Consider the following 21,693-nt stretch of genomic DNA (forward strand, 5'->3'; position numbering starts at 1 on the left):
TCTTACAGAGAGTTCACACAGCGAGATTTACTCGACGGTGAAGGTCTTCTCTGCCAGCAGGCGGTCGCCCTGGAACACCATGAAGCGCCACTGGCCCTGCACCACCTCGTGGTTCTCGGTGAACTGGTAGGCCATCACGTCGGTGGGCGCGCCCACGACCAGCTTCTGCACGACCTCGAGCTTGTCGTGGCGCTGGCCGTCCGGGGTCACCACGCCAGGGGTGAAGTACAGCAGGGTCAGCGGGGTGTCGCCTTCCTGCTTGCCGCTGAGCTGGTAGCGCATGCCGAACTTGGTGCCCAGCTTGGCCGGAACGCGGGTCGTGGACTCCAGCTGCTCCTTGCTGCTGGTCAGCACGCGCTCACCGGGCTGGTAATCCTTGTAGTTGCTGACGAAGACGCCGTACTCCACCGGGCCGTTGACGCGCACTTCGGCAAAGGCCGAGGAAGCGAAGGCACAAGTCAGGGAGAGAGCCAGGACTGCTGGCAGGCGGGAAATGGACATGTCGCGCTCCTTGTTGGGGTCCGCGCGAGGCTATGACATCGCCGTGACAGCCTGATGACAGCTTGACGCCGCGCGGGTCGGTGCGGCGCCAAGCGTCTATCATGCGTGGATCGGACCACTGGACACCATCATGAGCGACAGCCTGCTAGCCATCCGCCCACGCGCCGAAGACGTCGAGGGCGTGCCTATCCTGCGGCCCCTGCCCTCGGCCCAGCGCCGCAGCGTCGGGCCCTTCGTGTTCTTCGACCACATGCTCGAGAGCAGTTTCGCGCCGGAGCACGGCATGGACATCCGCCAGCACCCGCACATCGGCCTGTCCACCCTCACCTACCTGTTCGAAGGCCAGGTCCAGCACAAGGACAGCCTCGGCTCGGACCAACTCGTGCTGCCCGGCGACGTCAGCTGGATGACCGCCGGGCGCGGCGTCGCCCATGTCGAGCGGACCCCGGCCGACCTGCTGCACAGCGGCTCGCGCCTGCATGGTCTGCAGGTCTGGCTGGCCCTGCCGCGCGAGCTGGAAGGGTGCGAACCCAGCTACAGCCACCACGCCAGCGCCAGCCTGCCGGAGAGCGACAGCCTGGGCGTGCGCGTCCGCATGATCGCCGGCTCCGGCTTCTGCCTGGAGTCGCCGGTGCCGGTGCGTTCGAAGACGCTCTACGCCGACCTGCAACTCAGCGCCGGCGCGACCCTGGCGATCCCGGACGAACATCCCGAGCGCGCGCTATACCTGATCGAAGGCGAAGCGCTGCTGGACGACGAATCGCTGCCGCTGCACCAGTTGATCGTGCTGCCGGAAGGCGAGACTTTCACCCTTTCCGCCTGTGGCGACTGCCACGCCGTGATGATCGGTGGCGACGCGCTGGACGGGCCCCGGCGGATGAACTGGAACTTCGTCGCCAGCGACCCCGATCTGATCGACAGCGCCCGCGCCCGCTGGGCCGCCCGTGACTGGCCGACGGTGCCGGGCGAGCAGGAACGCATCGAACTGCCGCGCTAGCCATACAGAGACGCCGATCAGAAATCGCCGCCACGCAGCCAGAACCGGCGAATGCCTGAGGACTTGCGCAGCGGCTTGCCGCACCATCGCGCGCCCCGAACCCTTGCCGACGGCAAGCCCGCTACTTCTGGCCCAAGGAGTCCGTGATGGACCAGTCGACCGCCAACCGCCACACCAGCGCCCTCACCGTGCTGACCCTGCTGTTCTTCATGTGGGGCCTGATCACTTCGCTGAACGACATCCTCGTGCCGCACCTCAAGGCAGTCTTCACCCTGTCCTACGTTGAGGCCTCGCTGGTGCAGTTCTGCTTCTTCGGCGCCTACTTCATCATGTCCTTCCCCGCCGGGCGACTGGTGGAGAAGGTCGGCTACAAGAGCGGCATCATCGTCGGCCTGGCCACCGCCGGCATCGGCTGCCTGCTGTTCTACCCGGCGGCCGGCGCGCAGTCCTACCCGTTCTTCCTCGCCGCGCTGTTCATCCTCGCCTCGGGCATCACCCTGCTGCAGGTCGCGGCCAACCCCTACGTGAACATACTCGGTCCGGCAGCCACCGCCGCCAGCCGGCTGAACCTGACCCAGGCCTTCAACTCGCTGGGCACCACGGTCGGCCCGCTGGTGGGCTCGGTGACCATTCTCGCCATCGGCGCCGGCGCCGCCTCGCAGATCGGCAGCTCCGCCGCCAGCGAAGCGGACTCGGTGAAGACCCCCTACCTGGTGCTGGCCGGCCTGCTGTTCGCCATCGCCGTGCTGATCGCCCTGTTCCGCCTGCCCAAGATCCACCACGGCGAGCCCACCGACGGCGTGGCCGGGCGCCAGTCGATCTTCGCCCACCGCCACCTGGTCTTCGGGGTCATCGCGATCTTCTGTTACGTCGGCGCCGAGGTGTCCATCGGCAGCTACCTGGTCAGCCTGATGGGCCAGCCGGATATCGCCGGGCTGCCGGCGGACCAGGCCGGCAAGTACCTGTCGTTCTACTGGGGTGGCGCCATGGTCGGCCGCTTCATCGGCAGCGCACTGATGCGCGCCATCGCGCCGAACCGCCTGCTGGCCTTCAACGCCGTGGCCATCGCCGTGCTGATCGGCATCGCGCTGAGCATCGGCGGGCACGTGGCGATGTGGGCGCTGATCCTGATCGGCCTGTTCAACTCGATCATGTTCCCGACCATCTTCTCCCTCGCCCTGGAAGGCCTGGGCAACCTCACCAGCAAGGGCTCCGGCCTGCTCTGCATGGCCATCGTCGGCGGCGCCGTGATGCCGCTGGTGCAAGCCTTCTTCGCCGACCGTATCGGCCTGCTGCCTTCCTTCGCCGTACCGCTGGTGTGCTACCTGTACATCGTCTGGTTCGGCGCACGCGGCTATCGCGCCGACCAGGCCTCCACGGCTCCCGCCGGCAACGCCTGACGCTGATCCCTGACGGGGCGCAGTACCTGCGCCCCTATCACCTGATTCCTACAGCCCTTTCGGCCTGCGCGCCCTAGCTGGCGTCAGGCTGCTCCCGAAGACTTCCTTCCTTTTCCCTACGCCCGGCCGACGCCAGGTGTCGGGCATGACACTCTCAGGAAGGAGCCCACCCCATGGCTGATCCCCTCTCGCTGGTCGTCAACGGCCAGCCCCGACAGCTCGCCGTGGCAGCCGATACGCCCCTGCTGTACGTCCTGCGCAACGACCTGCAGCTCAACGGCCCCAAGTTCGGCTGCGGCCTGGGCGAGTGCGGCGCCTGCACCGTCCACCTCGATGGCGTCGCCACCCGCTCCTGCATCACGCCGGTCTCTGCCGCCCTGGGGCGCCAGGTCACCACCCTGGAAGGCCTCGGCACGCTGGAGGCCCCGCATCCGGTGCAGCAGGCCTTCATCGACGAGCAGGCCGCGCAGTGCGGCTACTGCACCAACGGCATGGTCATGACCAGCGCCGCGCTGCTCGCGCGCAACCCCAAGCCCAGCGACGATGAGATTCGTCAGGAACTGGCCTACAACCTGTGCCGCTGCGGCACCCATATTGAAATCCTCAACGCCGTGAGAAGGGCCGCCGGCCGCAGCGGTGACGACGGACAGGGGAGCCCCGCATGACCCCGCTCAGCCGCCGCAACTTCCTCAAGGCCGGCGGCGTGCTGCTGGTCAGCGTCCAGCTGCCACGCCTGTCGCTAGCACAGGGCACTGACGCCACGCTGCCGCTCGATCAGGTCGACAGCTTCATCGCCATCGCCGCCAACGGCACCATCACCGCGGCCTGCGGCCATGTCGATCTGGGCACCGGCATCCGCACCGCCCTGAGCCAGATCGTCGCAGAAGAGCTGAATGTCGATATCCATCAGGTGACCCTGCTGCTGGGCGATACGCGCTACACCCCCGACCAGGGGCCGACCATCGCCAGCTCGAGCATCCAGGTCAGCGCCATTCCCCTGCGGCGCGCGGCGGCCGAAGCGCGGGAATTCCTGATGCAACGCGCGGCACAGGTCCTGAGGACCGACATCCGGCAGCTCGACTGCGCTGACGGCGCCATCTTCGTCAAACGCAAACCGGCGCGCCGTATCGGCTATGGCGAGCTGCTGCAAGGGCAGCGCTTCGAGCTGAAGATCGACGCCAGCGCGCCGCTCAAAGCACACAGCGAATACCGGGTGGTCGGCCATTCGGTACCGCGCCTGGATATCCCGGCCAAGGTCACCGGGGGGCTGACCTACGTGCACGACATGCGCCTGCCGGGAATGCTCCACGGCCGCGTGGTGCGCCCACCCTACACCGGGGCTGACGTCAACGCGCCCCTGGGCCGGAGCCGGCTGGAAGTCGATGAGCAATCCGTGGCCCGGTTGCCCGGCTTCGTCCGCCTGGTGGTGATCGGGGACTTCATCGGCGTGGTGGCCGAGCGCGAAGAGCAGGCGATCCGCATCGCTCGGGCGCTGAAGGTCCGCTGGAAAAGCTGGAGCGACCTGCCGCCGCTGGGCCTCGACGACCTGGAAAAGACCCTCCGCGAGCACCCCAAGCAGCCACGCATGCTGCAGGACGACGCGCAGATGGATGCCGTGCTCAGGCAGGTCGACCGTCCGCTGCAGCGCACCTACGTCTGGCCCTACCAGCAGCATGCTTCCATCGGCCCGTCCTGTGCGTTGGCAAACCTCGAGGACGGCGTGATGAAGGTCTGGTCCGGCAGCCAGAATCCCCACGACCTGCGCGCCGACCTGATAACGCTGCTGGGCATGCAACCCGAGCAGGTCGAAGTCATCAGGATGGAAGCCTCCGGCTGCTACGGGCGCAACTGCGCCGATGACGTGTCCGCCGACGCCGCCCTGCTCGCCCTGGCTGTCGGCCGCCCGGTGCGTGTGCAATTGATGCGCGAACAGGAACACGGCTGGGAACCCAAGGGCTCGGCGCAACTGATCGAAGTCCGTGGCGGGCTGGACAAGGACGGCAACGTGGCCGCCTACGACTTCGCCACCTGCTACCCCTCCAACAACGGCACCAACCTCGCGCTGCTGCTCACCTCGAAGGTGGACGCCAAGCCCCAGGTGACGCGGATGGGCGACCGCACCGCCGTGCCGCAGTATGCCTACCCGCACATGCGCGTGGTCTGCAACGACGCCGCGCCCATTGTCCGGGCGTCGTGGATGCGCGGGGTGTCGGCATTGCCCAACGTCTTCGCCCACGAGTCCTATATCGACGAACTGGCACAGATGGCCGGCGCCGACCCCATCGAGTTCCGCCTGCGCTACCTGCACGATGAGCGCGCGGTCACGTTGATCAGGGCACTGGCTGCGTCCGCCCACTGGCAGCCGCGCGCCTCACCCAACCCGCAGGCGCGCCAGGGCAATCTGCTGGTCGGCCGCGGCTTCGCCTATGCGCGGTACTTCCACAGCGACTTCCCGGGGTTCGGTTCGGCCTGGGCCGCCTGGATCGTCGACGTCGAGGTCGAACCGCACACTGGCGCCGTCCGCGTAACCGACGTCCACGTCGCGCAGGACTGCGGGCAGATGGTCAACCCCGACGGCGTGCGCCATCAGGTCCACGGCAACGTGATCCAGGCGACCAGCCGGGCACTGATGGAGTACTCGACGTTCGACCGCAGCGGGGTCACCAGCCTGGAATGGGGCGGCTATCCGATCCTCGGGTTCCCACAGGTGCCGAAGATCACCGCGCTCCTGCTCGACCGCCCCGGCACCCCGCCGCTGGGGGCCGGCGAGTCCACCTCGGTGCCCAGCGCCGCAGCCATCGCCAATGCCCTGTACGACGCCACCGGCGTGCGTTTCACCCGTCCACCGTTCACGCCCGAGCGGGTTCGCGCCGCGCTGCAGGAGAAACAAGCGTCATGAACAAGACCTCTCTGGCCATTATCGGCGGGCTGGCTGCACTCGTCGTGACGGGAATGATCGCCACCGGGAAACCGAGCATCGCTCCGATCGACCCGCCGGCTGCCCAAAGCTTCAGCGCCGAAGCCATCGCCCGCGGGCAGCAGCTGGCTGCGCTCGGCGACTGCGCGGTGTGCCACACCCGTGACGGCGGCGCGCCACTGACCGGCGGTCGCGCCATGGTGACGCCCTTCGGCACGCTCTACACCTCCAACCTCACTCCGGATCGCGAGACCGGTATCGGCGTCTGGTCCTTCGAAGCCTTCAAGCGGGCGATGCGCGAAGGCATTTCGCGCGAGGGCGACTACCTCTACCCGGCCTTCCCCTATACCGCGTTCACCCGTGTCGGAGACGAAGACCTGCGCGACCTGTACGCCTACCTGATGACCCGCCCGGCCGTCGTAGCGGATACGCCGGACGACCGCCTGCCCTTCCCCTACAACCAGCGCCGGATCATGGCGGGCTGGAACTTCCTGTTCTTCGACAAGGGCGTCTTCCAGCCGCAGCCGCATCGCGATGCCGCGTGGAATCGTGGCGCCTATCTGGTGGAAGGGCTGGGTCATTGCAGCGCCTGTCACACGCCACGCAACGCGCTGGGCGCCGAGCGCACCGGCAAGGATCGCTTCGCCGGCGCAACGGTGGACGGCTGGCAGGTTCCGCCGCTCAACGGTGGCAGCAAACCCGCCATCCCTTGGACCCAGGCGACGCTGTACGACTACCTGCGCAACGGTTTCTCGCGCTACCACGGAGCCGCCGCCGGCCCAATGGCGCCGGTAGCCGCCGGGCTCACGCAGCAACCGGACGCCGACTTGCAAGCCATGGCGCGCTATCTTGCGACCTTCCTCCCGGAGCAAACCGGCGACTTCTCACCGGAGCAACGGGCCGTCGAATTGGAGCAGCGCACCTACGGCACGCTGCAGCCCGTCAGTGGCAGCGGTGGTCGGATATTCAATGGCGCCTGCATGGCCTGCCACCATGACGGCGACAGCCCGAAGCTCAATGGCGTGCGGCCATCGCTGGCGGTGAGCAACAACCTGCATGCGGCCACGCCGGACAATCTGCTGCGGGTGATCCTGGACGGCATCGGCCACCCGGCGCGGCCGGAGCTGGGCTACATGCCGGCCTTCCGCAACAGCCTGAACAATGAGCAGATCATCGCGCTGGCGCGCTATCTGCGGGAGGACTTCGCCGGCCTGCCAGCCTGGCCGGACCTGGAGTTCAAGGTGGCCAAGCTGCGTTGAATCCGGCACGGGGGAGCCGCTCGCTGCCCTCCCCCGACCCGGTCAGGCGCCGAAGCGTTCGTCCAGCAGGTCGAACATCGCAGCGAAGGCGCGACGCGCCACCTTGGCGTCGTACTGCATCTTGCCCGGTACCTGCGCGTGCGGGTCGGTGAAGGAGTGCGCGGCGCCGCCGTAGCTGGTCAGGGCCCAGTCGACATTGGCGGCGGTCATTTCCCTGGCGAACTCGCCCAGCTGCTCGCGCGGCACCAGCGGGTCGATGGCGCCGTCGAGGACCAGCACCGCGCCCTTGATGTTCTTCGCGTCCGCCGGGTTCGGCGTGTCCAGGGTGCCGTGGAAGGAAACGGCGGCGGCCACCGGAGCGCCATCGCGGGCCAGTTCCAGGGAGCAGCAGCCGCCGAAGCAGAAGCCGAAGGTGGCCAGCTTCGCGGTGTCCAGCGGCGCCTTGCCGGCCTGCTCCAGCAGCGCCTTGAGCGAGCCCTGCATGCGTTGACGCAGCAGCGAGCGGTCGTTCTTCAGCGGCATCATGGCGGCGAGAGCCTGGTCCGGGCCGTTGGGACGTACATCCTTGCCGTAGAGGTCGGCCACCAGCACCACGTAGCCGCGCTCGGCGACCTTGCGGGCGGTGTCCAGGGCGCCCTGGCTGACGCCCATCCAGTTCGGCGCCATCAGCAGGCCGGGACGCGGCGCAGTGCTGGAAGCATCGAATACCAACTGGCCTTCGAAGGCCTGGCCATCGACGCTGTAGGCGACGGGTTGCACGCTGATCTGACTCATCGGGGTAGTCCTCTGGTAAATGCCGGGGATGCCTATAGAACCGGGAACAAGCCTACTCGACTATCTCGGGTTCGGTGGGTGATTGTTTCAGGGCAAGCGGCAGCAGGAGGCACAGTGCAAGGCCTCGGCTGCGCCCGCCCCTTCAGTAGATGCTGACCAGCACATGTCGCTGCTCAGTGGCGCAGACATGATAGAAGTCGCGCAGTTCCCGGAAGGCTTCTTCCAGTTCAGCCTTGAGCTGCGAAGGATCGTCCGTCCAGATCTTCGGGTAGAGTTTGGCCTTGCGGAACCTGGCAAAATCCGCGGCGGCCAGCGCTTCATCGATCGACACCGTATCGAGCGCAGCGACGATAGCCGGCAGTTCCTCGCTCCTTGTGCAGGCAATGAAATCGTCGCAATCGAAGACCTGCACGCCGACCACCGCTTCGCTGAGCGGGTTGCCTTCGATCGGCGAACTGGCCGATACGCCGGTGAGCAGGAAGTGCAGGCCATCCCACAGCTTGTCCAGCCCGACTTGCGGGCAGTCTGCTTCCTCGAGCGCTTCGACCAGATCGAGCAACTCTTCAGCCGGCGCTTCGCCGAGGCGCTTGAGCGCGGCGTCATCCACGCTCAGATAGACGGCCTGGATTCCCATGTTGATTCTTCCCGTGTGCGTTGAAGTTCCAGGGCTTGTCGCGTTGGTCTGGTGAGCATCACTGCTGTTCGAACTCCTCCAGCACATCGCGGGCATGCTCGCGGATGAAGGCCCACTTCGAGGTCAGCCCCCGTTGCGCCGCCACCACTTCGTCGGCTTGCAGCGTGCAGAAGCCACAGCCAGGCGCCAAAGCCTCGGCGACTGCTGGCGCAATAGCCGGGTGCTGCTCCAGCACCGCTTCGAGCGGGCGGTAGTCCAGGGGCTGGTGCTTGCCACGATCGCGGAAGGAGCGGTAGGGAGCGCTGAGCCCACGCGCGGCCACTTCGGCGGGCAAGCCGTTCAGATGCGCGGCAATCAGGTCCATGCGGTCGAGCCGTGCCAGGGCTGAGGCGGCCCAGGCACGCTCGCTTTCACTGGAAGCCGCGCTGCACAGGGCGGTTTCCAGCGTGCTGATGACGTCGGGCGTCGAGTGGTTGATCTCGGCCAGCAGCATGCTCGCCTGCCACGCTTCGCCGGCACTACGCCCGGCGACGACGTCGAGCAGCGCCGGTATGGCGGCTTCGCCCAGGGCGCGGACGAGGGCGTCGTACTCGCCGAGCAGCGATCCGGGCGCAACCGCTCGCACGGCTTGCGGCACCACTTCAGCGACCTGTTCCGCCAGTGGCAACGCCGCGATGCGCGCACGTTCGCGCTCGGCCTCGTCGTACATCGGGAAGTGCCGCAGCAGCTGCGCGCGGGTCAGGCTGAGCGGCACCAGGTCGCCCGCTTCATCGGTGGCGACGGCGATGAAGTGCCTGTCGACCAGGCCCTCCTTGAGCAACTGAGCACGGGCCCGCTTGGCCGCACGGGGGAAACAGTGCAGGAAGCGGTCATAGACCGCCTCCCAGGCGCTGAAGCTGCCCTTGGCCGTGGCTTGCGCGAACTCGGCACACTGCGTCGCCCATTGATCCTGCTCGTCGCCCGGCTCGAAGCCATGATCCTCGGCGTGCTGGCTTAGGTCCGGGCCGGACCAGCGCAGGTCCTCGCCATCGTCGTCGTAGTCTGCGGCCACCTGGGCCAGGACCTCTTCCGTAGCGACCGTCACCATCGGCCAATAGAGCACCGAGCCGTCGCCGTAGAACTCGTGGAACATCGCGCCGTAGACGGTCTCGTCCGGATGGTCACGGCGAATCTTGCGTACTGCATTCACCACATGGTCCACGGCGACGTTTTCCAGGGCCTTCCAGTCGAACTTCTGCTTCGGGGGCATCCTCACTCTCCGGTAGCGCTGACCTGTATTGACGGTTCGTCTATCGCCGCCAGGGTACGAACCAACACAGCCGCATAGTCCGCCGCGAAGCGGTAGCCACCCTCGACGTGAACGATGCTGCCGGCGGCGAGCCGTGCCTCCCACCAGTCACTGAGGAAGCCAGGGGCATAGCCGCCGGTGCAGAATCCGTAGGGGTCGGCCACATAGCTGGTGGTCAGCATCAGGGTGTAGCAGGGGCGCCGGTAGTCGCTCTGCTCCCGGGAGCAGTCATGGAAGTCTTCGTACGACTCGGCGAGCTTGAGATGGGAGAACAGCCAGAACATGGCGTCGTACATCAAATGCGAATCCGCGTCGGCATGCAGGGCGAAGAAGCCCTTGGCGCGGACGATCCGTTCGGCCAGGCGGCGGATTCGCAGCTCGCCATCGGGTAGCTCGGCCGTCGCTGCTTCCAGCGCGCGGCTCAGGATGGGCGACAGCGTGCCGCGCTGCACCGTGGCCAGGTCGGCCTCGAGGGTTTCGGCGTCGTCGTTGAACTCATCCTCGCTGACCAACCCGCGGATGAAGGTCGCGAAGTCCGGCGCGACCTCGGTAATCGCAAAGTCGGCTTCCTGATCGACATGCACTACCCGTGGCTCCCCCTGCCGCCCGCACTGGCGGTAGTCGAGCATGATCATCTCGTGCCCGGCGCTGGGAGTGTTGGCGATACCGATACCGATGTCGGGATAGCCCCATTCGGTGCGCATGAAGGCCGAGCCGAGATCACCGCACAGCGAATAGGTAGCGGTGCGCCCGATGGCGTAGAGGCCAGTGATCGCGATGTGATCCTCGGCCCAGCCGGTCGGCTCATCCATCGGATAGCAACAGCGCTCGACAGCACCGCCATTGCGCAGGCGCGCCAGCTCCACGTAGGCATCCGGCAAGCGGTAGCCGCACTCCGCCTCGATCTGCGCAATCAGTTCGTCGCTGGGGGCTGGCTCGGTGTAGTGGCTGAGCGAGTAGTCGCCATCGTCCCAGAAGCCTTCAAGATCGAAGCCTTCGAAGGCCCCGGTAGTTCTTGCGACAGGTTGCGTCATTCCATTCTCCCTTGGGGGCGCAGCATTTCGTGCTTGCGCCGAGTCAGCTTGCCGAGCGTTTGATGGCCTGCATCGGCATATCCTTGCAGCGGTCCTTGACAGTCCTGCGCAATGAAAAACGCCACGATTCCAGCACTGAAATCGTGGCGTCTGTTCCAACCCTCGCAGAGGGTTAGGCGGAAAGCTCCACCAGCAGCTTGTTCAGGCGGCGCACGTAGGCGGCCGGGTCCTTCAGGCTGTCCCCCGCGGCCAGGGCGGCCTGGTCGAAGAGGATGTGGGTCAGCTCGCCGAAGCGCTCTTCGTCGGCTTCCGCGTCGAGCTTCTCGATCAGCGGGTGGGCCGGGTTGAACTCGAAGATCGGCTTGGCTTCCGGCACCTTCTGCCCGCTGGCCTCGAGGATCTGGCGCATCTGCAGGCCCAGGTCCTGTTCGCCGATGGCGAGGATCGCCGGCGAATCGGTCAGGCGGTGGGACACGCGGACCTCGGCGACTTCATCGCCCAGCGCGGCTTTCAGGCGTTCTGCCAGGCCCTCTTTGGCCTTGGCGATCTCTTCCTGGGCCTTCTTGTCCTCGTCGGAGTCCAGGCTGCCCAGGTCCAGATCGCCACGGGCGACGTCGACCAGCTGCTTGCCATCGAACTCGGGCAGGTAGCTCATCAGCCACTCGTCGATGCGGTCGGTGAGCAGCAGCACTTCGATGCCTTTCTTGCGGAAGACTTCCAGGTGCGGGCTGTTCTTCACCTGGGCGAAGCTCTCGCCGGTGAGGTAGTAGATCTTGTCCTGGCCTTCCTTCAGGCGACCGATGTAGTCGGCCAGGGAAACGCTCTGCTCGCCGCTCTCGTCGCTGGTGGAAGAGAAGCGCAGCAGGCCGGCGATCTTGTCCTTGTTGGCGAAGTCCTCGGCCGGGCCTTCCTTCAGCACCTGGCCGAAGTTCTTCCAGAAGCCCTTGTAGGCTTCGGCGTCGTTGCTCGCCAGCTTCTCCAGCATGTCCAGGGAGCGCTTGGTCAGCGCGGACTTCATCGAGTCGACGATGGGGCCGGACTGCAGGATCTCGCGGGAGACGTTCAGCGACAGGTCGTTGGAGTCCACCACACCCTTGATGAAGCGCAGGTACAGCGGCAGGAACTGGTCGGCCTGGTCCATGATGAACACGCGCTGCACGTACAGCTTCAGGCCGCGCGGGGCCTCGCGGTGGTACAGGTCGAACGGCGCGCGGGCCGGGACGTAGAGCAGCGAGGTGTACTCGAGCTTGCCCTCGACCTTGTTGTGGCTCCAGGTCAGCGGGTTCTCGAAGTCATGGGCGATGTGCTTGTAGAACTCCTGGTATTCCTCGTCCTTCACCTCGGTGCGCGGACGGGTCCAGAGGGCGCTGGCGCGGTTGACCACTTCCCACTCGGTCTCAGCCGGGGCGTCTTCGCCAGCAGCCTCTTTCGGCAGCTCGATGGGCAGCGCGATGTGGTCGGAGTACTTCTTGACGATGTTGCGCAGGCGCCAGCCGTCGGCGAACTCGTCTTCACCGTCCTTGAGGTGCAGGACGATGCGGGTGCCGCGTTCGGCCTTGTCGATGCTCGCCACATCGAACTCGCCCTCGCCTTTGGACGACCAGTGCACGCCCTCGCTGGCCGGGGCACCGGCGCGACGGGTGAACACGTCCACCTTGTCGGCAACGATGAAGGCGCTGTAGAAGCCCACGCCGAACTGGCCGATCAGGTGGGAATCCTTCTTCTGGTCACCCGAAAGGTTCTTCAGGAAGTCGGCGGTGCCGGACTTGGCGATGGTGCCCAGGTGCGCGATGACCTCCTCGCGGCTCATGCCGATGCCGTTGTCTTCGAGGGTGACGGTCTTGGCGTCCTTGTCGAAGCTCACACGAATCTTCAGCTCGGCGCCGCCTTCGAGCAGCTCCGGCTTGGCCAGGGCTTCGAAACGCAGCTTGTCGGCGGCGTCGGAGGCGTTGGAAATCAGTTCGCGAAGGAAGATTTCCTTGTTCGAATACAGGGAATGAATCATCAGGTGAAGCAGCTGCTTCACTTCGGTCTGGAAGCCCAGTGTTTCTTTTTGAGTCTCCGCGCTCATTGTTTCTCGCTCCGAGGATGACAAATGCCGCGTCATGCGGCCGATGTCAGCGAGATGGGGGCTTCCCGAACCAATTCAAGGGGTTGGCGAAAAATCCCTGGTGCTGCGATGGCAGAGCGCCGGCCGAGGGTCAGTGCGCCGGCAACTCGATATCGGTGATTTCGCTGGGGCGCAGCGTGTAGCTGGCCTCGCCCGGCCCCTCGATGACCCGACGAATGACGACACGGCCATCGGGATTCAGCCCGACGAAAACGCCTTCAGCAGTACGCCCGCGCTCGGTGGTCACGCGCATGCTGCGATTGATGTAGCGCTGCGGGTTGGCCTGCAACCGCTCCAGCGCCAGGCGACCGCTTTCCGCCGCCGGCGGCACCGAGGCGCTCGTTGCCACCGGGGCAGGCGCAGGAACCGGTGCCGCGGAGACGCTGGCCGCCTTCAATCGCGGATAGTGGTCACCGTGCACACCCCAGCCGCGCGTCGGGCTCTTCTCCAGCTTCACCTGCAGGTCCTGCGCCTGCCCGTCCATCTCGACGGTCAACGGGACCTCCTGGGAAGCCCGCTGGGGATCCAGGGTCGGTATCCGACTGATGGCGACGTCACGCCGGGCAAAACGGCGCTGCAGGTAGTCCTGCAGGACGTGGCGCAGGGTGTCGCGGGAGTCGAAGCGGGTATCCACCTCACCGCCTATGTAGCGCAGGCGGTCGGTGAAGACTTCGATGGTGCCGGACAGCGTGGTGCGCATCTCGGCCGGCAGCACCAGGTGGAAGACGCCTTCCATGCGGTTGGGGGCCTTGGGCGTCAGGTCCAGGTGCAGGCTGTAGCCGCGTTGCAGGCGCACCGCCTCGGGCAGGTCCTGGCCCGGGGCGAGCCAACTGACTTCGATTTCCGGCAGGCGGCCCTTGTCGTCGGGCAGCACATCCAGCCGGAGCGGGCCGCTGACCGGCGCCGCCAGGCGCACCTGGACTTCGCGATGGGCATAGAAATCCTGCCCTTCGCGCAGGCTGAGCACGCCGTCGATGAACTCGGCCTGCTCGGGCACGAACGGCTTGCCGTTGAGCTCGCCACGCAGGTCGATGGCCAGTTCAGGCTGCACGACCGGTTCAGGCTTGAGCCATTCGAAGCGCAGAATGGCCTCCAGGCGCGCGCTGTCGTGGCTGGCCAGCAGGGTCAGGCCGACCACCAGCGGAATGCAGCCCAGCCCACCGAGAGCGACGGCACTGCGCGCGTGGCGCCAGTGAATCAGCACGAACAGCACTGCCAGCGGCGGCAGCAGGCTGGCAAGCCCCCAGAACAGGCTGCGCTCGAAGGCGCGGGCGATGAGCCAGACGTACCCGGCGAGGATCAGCAGCAGGCCGAGCAGGATCAGCAGCGTGTCCATTCAGGCGCCGTCGACCTTGAAGTGCGCGCGGGCGGTGGCGATGGGCTCGGTGCGGGTGGTCTGCCAGGCGGTGATGGCGACGTTGGCCACGCGCCGGCCCTGGCGCCAGACCTGGCACTGCGCGTAGGTATCGCGGAAGTGCCCGGCGCGCAGGTAATCGATGGAGAAGTCGATGATCTTGGGCATGTGCGGGATGCCCATGAACATCAGCAGGTGCAGCAGCGCCGATTGTTCCATGAAGCCGGCGATCACCCCGCCATGCAGGGCCGGCAGCGTCGGGTTGCCGATGTTGTCCGGGTTGGCCGGCAGGTGGAAGATCGCGTCGTCGCCCAGGCGCAGGCAGCGGATGCCCAGCAGCCTGGCGTAGGGAATCATGTCCAGCAGCGGGTCGTAGTTCTTGCTCTCGTGCGCCGCACGCACCATCGCTTCGATGTTCACCGCGCTCATCCCTGGCCCCCCTCGACGTCACGCTTCACGGCGCCGGCGGACACCGCCTTGCCCATGCGCATGAAGGTGCCGACCACGTGGGCGATGGGCTCCGAGGGGTCGTCCTGGTAGGCATAGCCGCGGGTGAAGATGATGTTCGGAGTGACCCGGTAGCATTCGGCGAACCCGTAGACGTCCTTGTGCGGTTGCGCCGGGTGCATGTAGTCGATGCGCAGGTCCAGGGTCGGGCATATCTCGAATTGCGGCAGCACGCAGACGGTGGAGATGCCGCAGGTGGTGTCCATCAGCGTGGTGATGGCGCCGCCGTGGATCACGCCAGTCTCCGGATTGCCGACGATGGCCTCGCTGTAGGGAAGCCGCAGGGTCAGGCCGGAAGCGTCCGCCGCGTGTGCGCTGATGCCCAGCAACTGGCAGTGGCGCAGCGCCGACAGGAAGCGTTGGGCACGCTCCAGGAGTGGGTTTTCGGACATGGGAGGGGTCGACCGATTGACTGCACGGGGCCGCATCATACCCCGTGCGTTGTCACTCCTGCAGTGATGGATTACAGGGCCTGCGGAATATTCGTTGAACTAATTCACACAACCTCTGTTCAAAGGGCTAACACCAGGAAAGCCGCACATGGAGGCTCCGCATGAAAAAAACCCTTCCCTTCGCTCTGCTGATCGTTGCCGGTCTCGGCCTTGCCGCCTGCGACAAGAAAGAAGAGCCGAAAGCGCCGGCCGCACCCGCCGCGACCGAGCAGCCGGCAACTCCGGCGCCGACCACCCCGCCGGCACCTGAAGCCGCCCCGGCTGCTCCGGCTGCCCCGACCACCGCGCCGCAGGAGCCCGCCGGCGAGCAGAAGCAGCAATAACAGCGCTTTTGCCGCACAAAACAAGGCCCGCACTATGCGGGCCTTGTCGTTTCTGTCGTTTGCCGGTCAACCGCTAGGGGGAATGTCATTGTCCCGTGGCGCGTCGCCCTGCAGCGTCGGCGTGTAAACCATCACGTGGAGCACGCTGGAGTGGAATTCGCGCTGGTACAGCACGCCCACCACGCCCGCCGTCACCAGCATGAAGATCCACGGGTTGATGAACCAGGCGAGCATGGCCAGGGCAAAGTAATAGGTCCGCAGCCCCTGGTTGAACTGATGCGCCGCCAGCGACACCACGCGCGCCGCCCGCTCGGCGAAGGACTTGCGCTCCAGCTCGCCGACGTTGCGCTCCCCCACCATGGGCGCGGAGCCGATCAGCACCGCCGCGAAGTTGTACTGGCGCATGCACCAGCTGAAGGTGAAGAAGGCGTAGACGAACACCACCGCCAGGCACAGCAGCTTCAACTCCGACAGGCCACGGGTTGGCGCCGTGACAAAGGGCAGGTCGGCCAGCACGGAGATCGTGCGCTCGGCGGAGCCCAGCAGGGTAAGGATGCCGGCGAGGATGATCAGGGTGCTGGAGGCGAAGAACGAGGCGTTGCGCTCCAGGTTGCCGATCACGCTGGCGTCCGCCACACGGTTGTCACGCAGCAGCACGCGGCGCATCCAGTCCTGGCGGTAGAGGTGCAGCACGCTGGCCAGGCACGCGGTGTCGCGGGCCTTGGTCTTGGCATAGCGGGTGTAGCCGATCCAGCAGAAGAGGAACCAGAGGATGGCGAGCAGGTTCCAGAAATACTGGATGTCGAACAGGTCGACGACGTCGGTCATGGATTTCCTTGCGATTCGAGACGGGATGAAGTCAGTACGCAGCCGATAGACGCCAGATCCTACCCTCAAGACACGATTTCCGCTTCCCAGGGCAACGCCCTCCTCCGCTGCGCCCCGCCATCGACATTGCCTGTCCAGGGACCCGATCAGATCGGAAGAATTTCTGAATAAAAAGCCAATATTGACGTACTCGTCATTTTTGTTAGATTCCGCCTCACCCGGATCAGCAAGAATCCGGGCCCACTTCTGGCTGCGGATCTCCCAATGCATAACAACAATGAGCTCCTTCCCGAATCGGTCGATGTCCTGGTGATCGGCAATGGCCCGGTCGGCGCGACGCTGGCTGCCCTGCTCGGCCGCTATGGCGTGGACGCCCTGGTGATCGACAAGGCCCATGACATCCTGCCCATGCCGCGCGCCATCGCCCTGGACAACGAAGCGCTGCGCATCCTCCAGCTCGCCGGGCTGGAGGAAGACGCGTTCGAAACCGTGGTCATCCCCCAGGTGAAGATGCACTGCCCCATCGTCGGCCAGTTCGGCCAGGCCAACACCAGCGGCCGCATCGACGGCCACCACAAACTGGTGACCTTCTACCAACCGGACCTCGAGCAGGCGATGCGCCGACAGGCCCGGCACTACGAGAATCTGCGCTGCCGGGGAGGCCTGGAATTGCAGGAGTTCACCCAGAACGACTGCGGCGTCAGCGCCACCCTGCTTGACGGAGCCGGTGTGCAGCACCATGTACGTTGCCGCTATTTGGTCGGCGCGGACGGCGCAAGCTCGCGGGTACGCGGGTTGATCGGCCAGGAATTCAACGGCCAGAGCTATTCCGAGGACTGGCTGATCGTCGATGCCGGCTCACGCCAGGGAAAGGCCATCGACCACGTCGAATTCCTCTGCGACCACCGCCGGCCGACACCGCACATGCCCGCCCCCGGCGGCCGCGAGCGCTGGGAGTTCATGCTCCGCCCCGGCGAAACCCGCGACGAAATGGAAGACCAGGAGCGCATCCGCAGCCTGCTGGCGCCCTGGATCGAGCCGCAGCACCTGACCATCGAGCGCCAGGCGGTCTATCGCTTCCACGCCCGCTGCTGCGAACGCTTCCAGCAGGGTCGGATTTTCCTCGTCGGCGATGCCGCGCACATCACTCCGCCCTTCGTCGGCCAGGGGCTGGTGGCCGGCTTGCGCGACGTGGCCAACCTGGCCTGGAAGCTCTCCTGGGTACTCCAGGAACGCGCCTCGCCGCGGATACTCGACAGCTACGATCAGGAGCGCCAGCCCCACGCGCGGGAGATGATCGACCTGGCCAAGCTCATGGGTCGCCTGGTCATGCCCGGCAATGCCCTGGCCGCCGCCCTGATCCACGGCCTGATGAAGGCACTGAGGCTGATCCCGGCGGCGCGGCGGCACTTCGAGGAGCTGGACATCAAGCCCAAGCACCGCTTCCGCCGCGGCCTGTTCGTGCGCAGCCCGCGGCAGGCGCGACTGGTCAGCGGCGGGCTGTTCCCCCAGGGCTGGGTGCGCAACGCCGGACGTATCTGCCTGAGTGACCGGTTGCTGGGCGATCGCCTGCAACTGGTCGGCCTGGGCACCGACCCGCGCCAGTGGCTCGACGCTGCGCAACAGCAGCAATGGCTGGAACTGGGAGGCAGCTTCCTGCAGATCGTCCATGCCCGCGACGACAGCCGCGTGGATCTCGCCGAAACCCTCGACGGATCACTGCTCGCGCCCTGGCCTGATCCGACGCTGGTGGTGGTGCGCCCGGACCGCATCATCATGCATCAGGGCCGGCCCGAGCAGGCCGCCGAGTTGCTGCGCCATTGCCAGGCGCTGCTGCGGGCATGAGCGGGTACCGGTTGGCCATGGGCATCCCGTATCATCGCCGCAGCCCCGCAGACGAATGATCGCCATGACCGACCGCCAGCCCCGCGAAGACCACAGCGAACCCCTCACCCGCGGCCACAAGAAGCGCGCCCGCACCCGCCAGGGACTGCTCGATGCGGCGCTGCGGGTGTTCGCCCGGCAGGACATCGCGGCCACGGTGTTCCAGGATCTGGCCGCCGAGGCACAGGTCTCCACCGGCACCATCTACAACTACTTCAAGACCCGCGAGGAGCTGGCCGAGGCCGTGGGCATCTCGCTGGCCGGCGACTTCTCCGAGACCATCACCCAGCTCAGCGCCGGCATTTCCAGCGGTGCCCGGCGACTGGCCATTGGCGTGCGCATGTTCGTCCTGCACGCACAGGCCGACCCGCAATGGGCCAGCGCGCTACTGCGGGTGATCCACTATGACCAGGCCATGCATTCGACGCTGGCCAACCATGTTCGCGACGACCTGCGCGGCGGGCAGGCCGAAGGCGTCTTCAACTACGCGAACGAAGATGTCGCCCTGGACCTGGTGCTTGCCTGCGCCACCGGAGCCATCCGCGCCAGCCTCGAGAGCCGGGCGCCGGAGGGCCAGGACATCCTGCTCAGCGAGATGGTCCTGCGCGCTCTCGGCGCCACTCCCGCCAGGGCGGCGAAGCTAGCCGCCCTGCCCTTGCCGCAGGGCGACTGAACGCGCCTCAGGCCTGAGCGACCCAGAGCCGGTAGCGGCGCGACAGCTTGCGCAGCTTCAGCTGGTTGCCGATCAGCGCCAGCAGTGGCGAAGTGCGCGGGTTGGTCGGGCGGCCCTGGCTGAGCAATGTCAGTTGCTTCTTCACTACCGACTGGGTCGCCACGGCGGCGAAGGCCTTGTTCTTCCACGCCACGACTATCGGTTCGACCTGTGCGCCCTCGCCGGCCTGCCAGCGCCGTGGCAGCGTGGGATCGACTGCCAGGGCCGTGGCCATCCCCACCATCGCCACCGGGCCCTGCAGGGCGCGTTCGGCGACTTCGCGCCGGCGAATGCCACCGGTGACCATCAGCGGCATGCGTGCCGTCGCGGCGATACGCTCGGCGAACTCGAGGAAGTTGGCCTCCCGCGCCAGTGTGCTGCCGTCGCGAGTCTGCCCCTGCATCGCCGGGCTTTCGTAGCTGCCGCCGGACAGCTCGACCAGGTCCACGCCGCGCTCGTTGAGCAGACGCACCACGGCCTCGGCGTCCCGCGCCTCGAAACCGCCGCGCTGGAAATCGGCGGAGTTGAGCTTCACCGCCACGCAGAATTCCGGAGCCACCCGCTCGCGGATCGCCTCCACCGTGCGCAACAGGATACGCGCGCGGTTCTCCAGGCTACCGCCCCAGTCGTCCTTGCGCTGATTGCTCAGCGGAGAGAGGAACTGGCTGAACAGGTAGCCATGCGCGGCATGTACCTGCACGCCAGTGAACCCGGCGCTCTCAGCCAGCAGAGCGGTGTTCAGGTAGCGCTGGATCAGCCCGTCGATTTCCGCGCCGGACAAGGCACGCGGCTGCGCGAAGACGCCCTTCAAACCGGGAATGTCCACGGCGATAGCCGATGGCCCGAGGGCTTGCTGGCCAAGGTCGGCCATCAGTTGGCGGCCCGGATGGTTGACCTGCATCCAGGCCTGCGCGCCCCGGCTGCGACAGACCTCGGCCCAGCGACGAAAACGCGGTAGCAGGCGGTCATTCTCCAGCACTACTCCGGCCGGGCCGGTCAGCGCGCGGCGGTCGACCATCACGTTGCCGGTGATGATCAGCCCGGCCCCGCCTTCGGCCCACCGCTGGTAAAGGCGCAGCAGCGTTTCGCCAGGCGCGTGGTCGGCATCGGCGAGGTTTTCTTCCATCGCCGCCTTGGCGATGCGGTTGCGGATCACCTGTCCGTTGGGCAGGCGCAACGGTTCGAACAGGGTGCTCATGGGATCGCTTCTCCGTTAATCACTGGGACCTGGCTCAACGGCTGCGCACCCGCTCGACGTAGGCGCCCAGCGGACGGGTGAGACTGCGCTTGATCCGGCTGGCGAACGACTCGCCGCTGTAGATCGGCGCCGCCACCACCTGCTCGCGGGCATCGCGGTACTGCGGGAACAGGCTCAGCGCGTGCCCCCGGTTGATCCCGTAGCGCTGCGCATCCGACCACAGGGTGTTCTGCTCCAGGGTCTGGCAGGTCAGGGTGGTGACCGGCGCCGACGCGAAGGGGAAGTCGCTGCCGAAGAGAATCTGCGAGGGCTCCACCAGCTCCTTGAGCGCCGCCATGGAGTAACGCGACGGCGACAGCGCGGTGTCGAAGTAGAAGCGCTTGAGGTAGGTCATCACCCCCTGCGGGGCCTTGTCCTGGAACTGCGGCAGGGCATTGGCAAGGGACACGCGCCAGGCCACGTAGGGCAGGAAGCCGCCGCCGTGTGCGAGGACCCAGCGGATGCGCGGGTACTTCTCCAGGGTGCCGGTGAGGATCAGGTTCACTGCCGCACGGGTGGTGTCGCAGAGGAACTCGACGAGGAAACCCGGCGCGGCTATGCCCAGCTTCTCGCTGCTTTCGTGCATGTTCGGGTGGACGAAGACGATGGCCGCGCGGCGGTCCAGTTCGGCCATCAGCTCGTCGAAACGCTCGTCGCCAAGGAACACCCCATCGGTGCTGCCCAGCAGCACCACGCCTTCGGCCTTCAGCTCGTCCAGTGCGCGGATGGCCTCGCGACAGGCCGCTTCGGTGAAGGGAGTGGGCAGCACGGCGAAGTTGCCGAAGCGCCCCGGATGATCGGCCCGCATCTGCGCGGCGAAGTCGTTGCAGCGCATCGCCAGCTCGCGGGCCTGCTCCACTCCTCCGCCGAAATGCACGCCCGGCGCCGACAGCGAGGTAATGGCGGTCTGGATGCCGTTGAGGTCCATCACCTCGATGGACTTCTGCGGCGTCCATTTCGGCAGCGGCGCGCCGGCGACCATGTCCAGGCCTTTTTTCGCCATGACCTCGACGAAGGCCGGCGGAATGATGTGATGGTGCACGTCGATTCGACCTTGTTGGATCGTCATTCTTGTTGTCCTTGTGTGATCCGTGCGGGGCTAGGCAGCCCGGGCGATCTTCATGGCTTCGTTGAACCACAGGGCCACCGCGAAGCGCCCCTGCAACTGGCACTGCCCGCCTTCGACGGCGCGCAGCATGTCGGTCTCGTCGCGGCTGAGCATCACCCGCAGCGCGTCCGCGCTGCGTTGCCAGTTCTGGATGAAGTCCGGCCTGCGGTGCTCGCCACGGTGCAGGCTGAGCACCCCGCCGCGCAGTTGGTAATAACCGCCGACGCCATCACCGGTGCGAATCTGCAGCACGAACGAGTCCTCGTGGAGCAGCTCGCGCAGGCGCGCCGAGCGGCGTTCGGCCCGGCGCAGCAGCGGGATGGACGCCAGCAGGAGCAGGCGCAGTTTCAGCGAATCGATGAACAGGCTCATGG

21 protein-coding genes are annotated in these 21,693 nt (G+C 66.6%); 8 read left to right on the forward strand and 13 right to left on the reverse strand.

Features of this window, described 5'->3' with window-relative positions; translation table 11 throughout:
• Positions 1 to 27: 27 nt before the first annotated feature.
• Positions 28 to 501, reverse strand: a complete 474-nt coding sequence (locus IB255_RS21330; RefSeq protein WP_151186696.1) for a DUF3859 domain-containing protein — start codon at positions 499 to 501, stop codon at positions 28 to 30.
• 130 nt (positions 502 to 631) lie between these two features.
• Between IB255_RS21330 and IB255_RS21335 the strand changes: the two genes are divergently transcribed.
• The 5 genes from IB255_RS21335 (at position 632) to IB255_RS21355 (ending at position 7,074) form a co-directional block, all read left to right on the forward strand.
• On the forward strand, positions 632 to 1,498 hold the full coding sequence (locus IB255_RS21335) for a pirin family protein (RefSeq protein ID WP_192210822.1): 867 nt from the start codon (positions 632 to 634) through the stop codon (positions 1,496 to 1,498).
• 146 nt (positions 1,499 to 1,644) lie between these two features.
• Positions 1,645 to 2,898, forward strand: coding sequence for an L-fucose:H+ symporter permease (fucP, locus tag IB255_RS21340; RefSeq protein ID WP_151186695.1), 1,254 nt, complete (start codon positions 1,645 to 1,647; stop codon positions 2,896 to 2,898).
• Positions 2,899 to 3,071: 173 nt separating this feature from the next.
• Positions 3,072 to 3,563, forward strand: a complete 492-nt coding sequence (locus IB255_RS21345; RefSeq protein WP_151186694.1) for a (2Fe-2S)-binding protein — start codon at positions 3,072 to 3,074, stop codon at positions 3,561 to 3,563.
• Positions 3,560 to 5,797 carry a xanthine dehydrogenase family protein molybdopterin-binding subunit gene (locus IB255_RS21350; RefSeq protein ID WP_192210823.1) on the forward strand — a complete coding sequence of 746 codons (2,238 nt, stop codon included), beginning with the start codon at positions 3,560 to 3,562 and terminating at the stop codon, positions 5,795 to 5,797. The genes IB255_RS21345 and IB255_RS21350 overlap by 4 nt, the downstream gene beginning before the upstream one ends.
• Positions 5,794 to 7,074 carry a cytochrome c gene (locus tag IB255_RS21355; protein WP_081516725.1) on the forward strand — a complete coding sequence of 427 codons (1,281 nt, stop codon included), beginning with the start codon at positions 5,794 to 5,796 and terminating at the stop codon, positions 7,072 to 7,074. Before IB255_RS21350 ends, IB255_RS21355 begins: the two co-directional genes overlap by 4 nt.
• 42 nt (positions 7,075 to 7,116) lie before the next feature.
• Here IB255_RS21355 and IB255_RS21360 read toward each other — a convergent pair whose 3' ends face one another.
• From IB255_RS21360 to IB255_RS21395, 8 genes are all read right to left on the reverse strand, one after another.
• The gene (locus tag IB255_RS21360) at positions 7,117 to 7,848 is read right to left on the reverse strand and encodes a dienelactone hydrolase family protein (protein WP_081516724.1); all 732 of its coding nucleotides are present in this window, start codon (positions 7,846 to 7,848) and stop codon (positions 7,117 to 7,119) included.
• A 142-nt stretch (positions 7,849 to 7,990) separates the two neighbouring features.
• The gene (locus tag IB255_RS21365; protein ID WP_168190473.1) at positions 7,991 to 8,482 is read right to left on the reverse strand and encodes a YfbM family protein; all 492 of its coding nucleotides are present in this window, start codon (positions 8,480 to 8,482) and stop codon (positions 7,991 to 7,993) included.
• Positions 8,483 to 8,540: 58 nt separating this feature from the next.
• Complete coding sequence (locus tag IB255_RS21370) at positions 8,541 to 9,731, reverse strand: DUF4303 domain-containing protein (protein ID WP_192210824.1); 1,191 nt, start codon at positions 9,729 to 9,731, stop codon at positions 8,541 to 8,543.
• Positions 9,732 to 9,733: 2 nt separating this feature from the next.
• On the reverse strand, positions 9,734 to 10,804 hold the full coding sequence (locus tag IB255_RS21375; protein WP_192210825.1) for an SMI1/KNR4 family protein: 1,071 nt from the start codon (positions 10,802 to 10,804) through the stop codon (positions 9,734 to 9,736).
• 172 nt (positions 10,805 to 10,976) lie between these two features.
• Positions 10,977 to 12,875 (reverse strand): molecular chaperone HtpG, encoded by a 1,899-nt coding sequence (gene htpG / locus IB255_RS21380; RefSeq protein ID WP_151186689.1) that lies wholly within the window; start codon positions 12,873 to 12,875, stop codon positions 10,977 to 10,979.
• 130 nt (positions 12,876 to 13,005) lie between these two features.
• Entirely contained in the window at positions 13,006 to 14,250 is a 1,245-nt protein-coding gene (locus tag IB255_RS21385) for an MFS transporter (protein ID WP_192210826.1), read from the reverse strand.
• Positions 14,251 to 14,697: a PaaI family thioesterase gene (locus IB255_RS21390; protein ID WP_081516718.1), complete on the reverse strand. Its 447-nt coding sequence runs from the start codon at positions 14,695 to 14,697 to the stop codon at positions 14,251 to 14,253.
• Positions 14,694 to 15,167: a PaaI family thioesterase gene (locus IB255_RS21395; protein ID WP_081516717.1), complete on the reverse strand. Its 474-nt coding sequence runs from the start codon at positions 15,165 to 15,167 to the stop codon at positions 14,694 to 14,696. Before IB255_RS21395 ends, IB255_RS21390 begins: the two co-directional genes overlap by 4 nt.
• A 161-nt stretch (positions 15,168 to 15,328) precedes the next feature.
• Between IB255_RS21395 and IB255_RS21400 the strand changes: the two genes are divergently transcribed.
• On the forward strand, positions 15,329 to 15,550 hold the full coding sequence (locus IB255_RS21400; protein ID WP_081516716.1) for a hypothetical protein: 222 nt from the start codon (positions 15,329 to 15,331) through the stop codon (positions 15,548 to 15,550).
• Between the two features lie 66 nt (positions 15,551 to 15,616).
• On the opposite strand, the gene IB255_RS21405 is transcribed toward IB255_RS21400, so the two are convergent.
• Positions 15,617 to 16,378 carry a DUF599 domain-containing protein gene (locus tag IB255_RS21405; protein ID WP_045207986.1) on the reverse strand — a complete coding sequence of 254 codons (762 nt, stop codon included), beginning with the start codon at positions 16,376 to 16,378 and terminating at the stop codon, positions 15,617 to 15,619.
• A 264-nt stretch (positions 16,379 to 16,642) separates the two neighbouring features.
• On the opposite strand from IB255_RS21405, the gene IB255_RS21410 reads away from it, so the two are divergent.
• Positions 16,643 to 18,223 (forward strand): bifunctional 3-(3-hydroxy-phenyl)propionate/3-hydroxycinnamic acid hydroxylase, encoded by a 1,581-nt coding sequence (locus tag IB255_RS21410; protein ID WP_081516715.1) that lies wholly within the window; start codon positions 16,643 to 16,645, stop codon positions 18,221 to 18,223.
• Between the two features lie 64 nt (positions 18,224 to 18,287).
• The gene (locus IB255_RS21415; protein ID WP_081517059.1) at positions 18,288 to 18,935 is read left to right on the forward strand and encodes a TetR/AcrR family transcriptional regulator; all 648 of its coding nucleotides are present in this window, start codon (positions 18,288 to 18,290) and stop codon (positions 18,933 to 18,935) included.
• A 7-nt stretch (positions 18,936 to 18,942) separates the two neighbouring features.
• On the opposite strand, the gene IB255_RS21420 is transcribed toward IB255_RS21415, so the two are convergent.
• Genes IB255_RS21420 through IB255_RS21430 form a run of 3 tightly spaced genes read right to left on the reverse strand, consistent with a single transcriptional unit; the run spans position 18,943 to position 21,691 of the window.
• Positions 18,943 to 20,172, reverse strand: a complete 1,230-nt coding sequence (locus IB255_RS21420; protein WP_081516714.1) for an NADH:flavin oxidoreductase/NADH oxidase family protein — start codon at positions 20,170 to 20,172, stop codon at positions 18,943 to 18,945.
• Positions 20,173 to 20,206: 34 nt separating this feature from the next.
• Positions 20,207 to 21,280: an amidohydrolase family protein gene (locus tag IB255_RS21425; protein ID WP_192210827.1), complete on the reverse strand. Its 1,074-nt coding sequence runs from the start codon at positions 21,278 to 21,280 to the stop codon at positions 20,207 to 20,209.
• 30 nt (positions 21,281 to 21,310) lie between these two features.
• Positions 21,311 to 21,691 (reverse strand): hypothetical protein, encoded by a 381-nt coding sequence (locus IB255_RS21430; RefSeq protein WP_081516712.1) that lies wholly within the window; start codon positions 21,689 to 21,691, stop codon positions 21,311 to 21,313.
• Positions 21,692 to 21,693: the final 2 nt, after the last annotated feature.

The sequence above is a fragment of the Pseudomonas sp. PDM22 genome, from assembly GCF_014851965.1.
Taxonomy (GTDB): domain Bacteria; phylum Pseudomonadota; class Gammaproteobacteria; order Pseudomonadales; family Pseudomonadaceae; genus Pseudomonas.

Bases quoted from the DNA above. Each gene is read 5' to 3' on its own strand.
- IB255_RS21330 (WP_151186696.1), bottom strand. From the start codon at position 501: ATGTCCATTTCCCGCCTGCCAGCAGTCCTGGCTCTCTCCCTGACTTGT.
- IB255_RS21335 (WP_192210822.1), top strand. From the start codon at position 632: ATGAGCGACAGCCTGCTAGCCATCCGCCCACGCGCCGAAGACGTCGAG.
- fucP (WP_151186695.1), top strand. From the start codon at position 1,645: ATGGACCAGTCGACCGCCAACCGCCACACCAGCGCCCTCACCGTGCTG.
- IB255_RS21345 (WP_151186694.1), top strand. From the start codon at position 3,072: ATGGCTGATCCCCTCTCGCTGGTCGTCAACGGCCAGCCCCGACAGCTC.
- IB255_RS21350 (WP_192210823.1), top strand. From the start codon at position 3,560: ATGACCCCGCTCAGCCGCCGCAACTTCCTCAAGGCCGGCGGCGTGCTG.
- IB255_RS21355 (WP_081516725.1), top strand. From the start codon at position 5,794: ATGAACAAGACCTCTCTGGCCATTATCGGCGGGCTGGCTGCACTCGTC.
- IB255_RS21360 (WP_081516724.1), bottom strand. From the start codon at position 7,848: ATGAGTCAGATCAGCGTGCAACCCGTCGCCTACAGCGTCGATGGCCAG.
- IB255_RS21365 (WP_168190473.1), bottom strand. From the start codon at position 8,482: ATGGGAATCCAGGCCGTCTATCTGAGCGTGGATGACGCCGCGCTCAAG.
- IB255_RS21370 (WP_192210824.1), bottom strand. From the start codon at position 9,731: ATGCCCCCGAAGCAGAAGTTCGACTGGAAGGCCCTGGAAAACGTCGCC.
- IB255_RS21375 (WP_192210825.1), bottom strand. From the start codon at position 10,804: ATGACGCAACCTGTCGCAAGAACTACCGGGGCCTTCGAAGGCTTCGAT.
- htpG (WP_151186689.1), bottom strand. From the start codon at position 12,875: ATGAGCGCGGAGACTCAAAAAGAAACACTGGGCTTCCAGACCGAAGTG.
- IB255_RS21385 (WP_192210826.1), bottom strand. From the start codon at position 14,250: ATGGACACGCTGCTGATCCTGCTCGGCCTGCTGCTGATCCTCGCCGGG.
- IB255_RS21390 (WP_081516718.1), bottom strand. From the start codon at position 14,697: ATGAGCGCGGTGAACATCGAAGCGATGGTGCGTGCGGCGCACGAGAGC.
- IB255_RS21395 (WP_081516717.1), bottom strand. From the start codon at position 15,167: ATGTCCGAAAACCCACTCCTGGAGCGTGCCCAACGCTTCCTGTCGGCG.
- IB255_RS21400 (WP_081516716.1), top strand. From the start codon at position 15,329: ATGAAAAAAACCCTTCCCTTCGCTCTGCTGATCGTTGCCGGTCTCGGC.
- IB255_RS21405 (WP_045207986.1), bottom strand. From the start codon at position 16,378: ATGACCGACGTCGTCGACCTGTTCGACATCCAGTATTTCTGGAACCTG.
- IB255_RS21410 (WP_081516715.1), top strand. From the start codon at position 16,643: ATGCATAACAACAATGAGCTCCTTCCCGAATCGGTCGATGTCCTGGTG.
- IB255_RS21415 (WP_081517059.1), top strand. From the start codon at position 18,288: ATGACCGACCGCCAGCCCCGCGAAGACCACAGCGAACCCCTCACCCGC.
- IB255_RS21420 (WP_081516714.1), bottom strand. From the start codon at position 20,172: ATGAGCACCCTGTTCGAACCGTTGCGCCTGCCCAACGGACAGGTGATC.
- IB255_RS21425 (WP_192210827.1), bottom strand. From the start codon at position 21,280: ATGACGATCCAACAAGGTCGAATCGACGTGCACCATCACATCATTCCG.
- IB255_RS21430 (WP_081516712.1), bottom strand. From the start codon at position 21,691: ATGAGCCTGTTCATCGATTCGCTGAAACTGCGCCTGCTCCTGCTGGCG.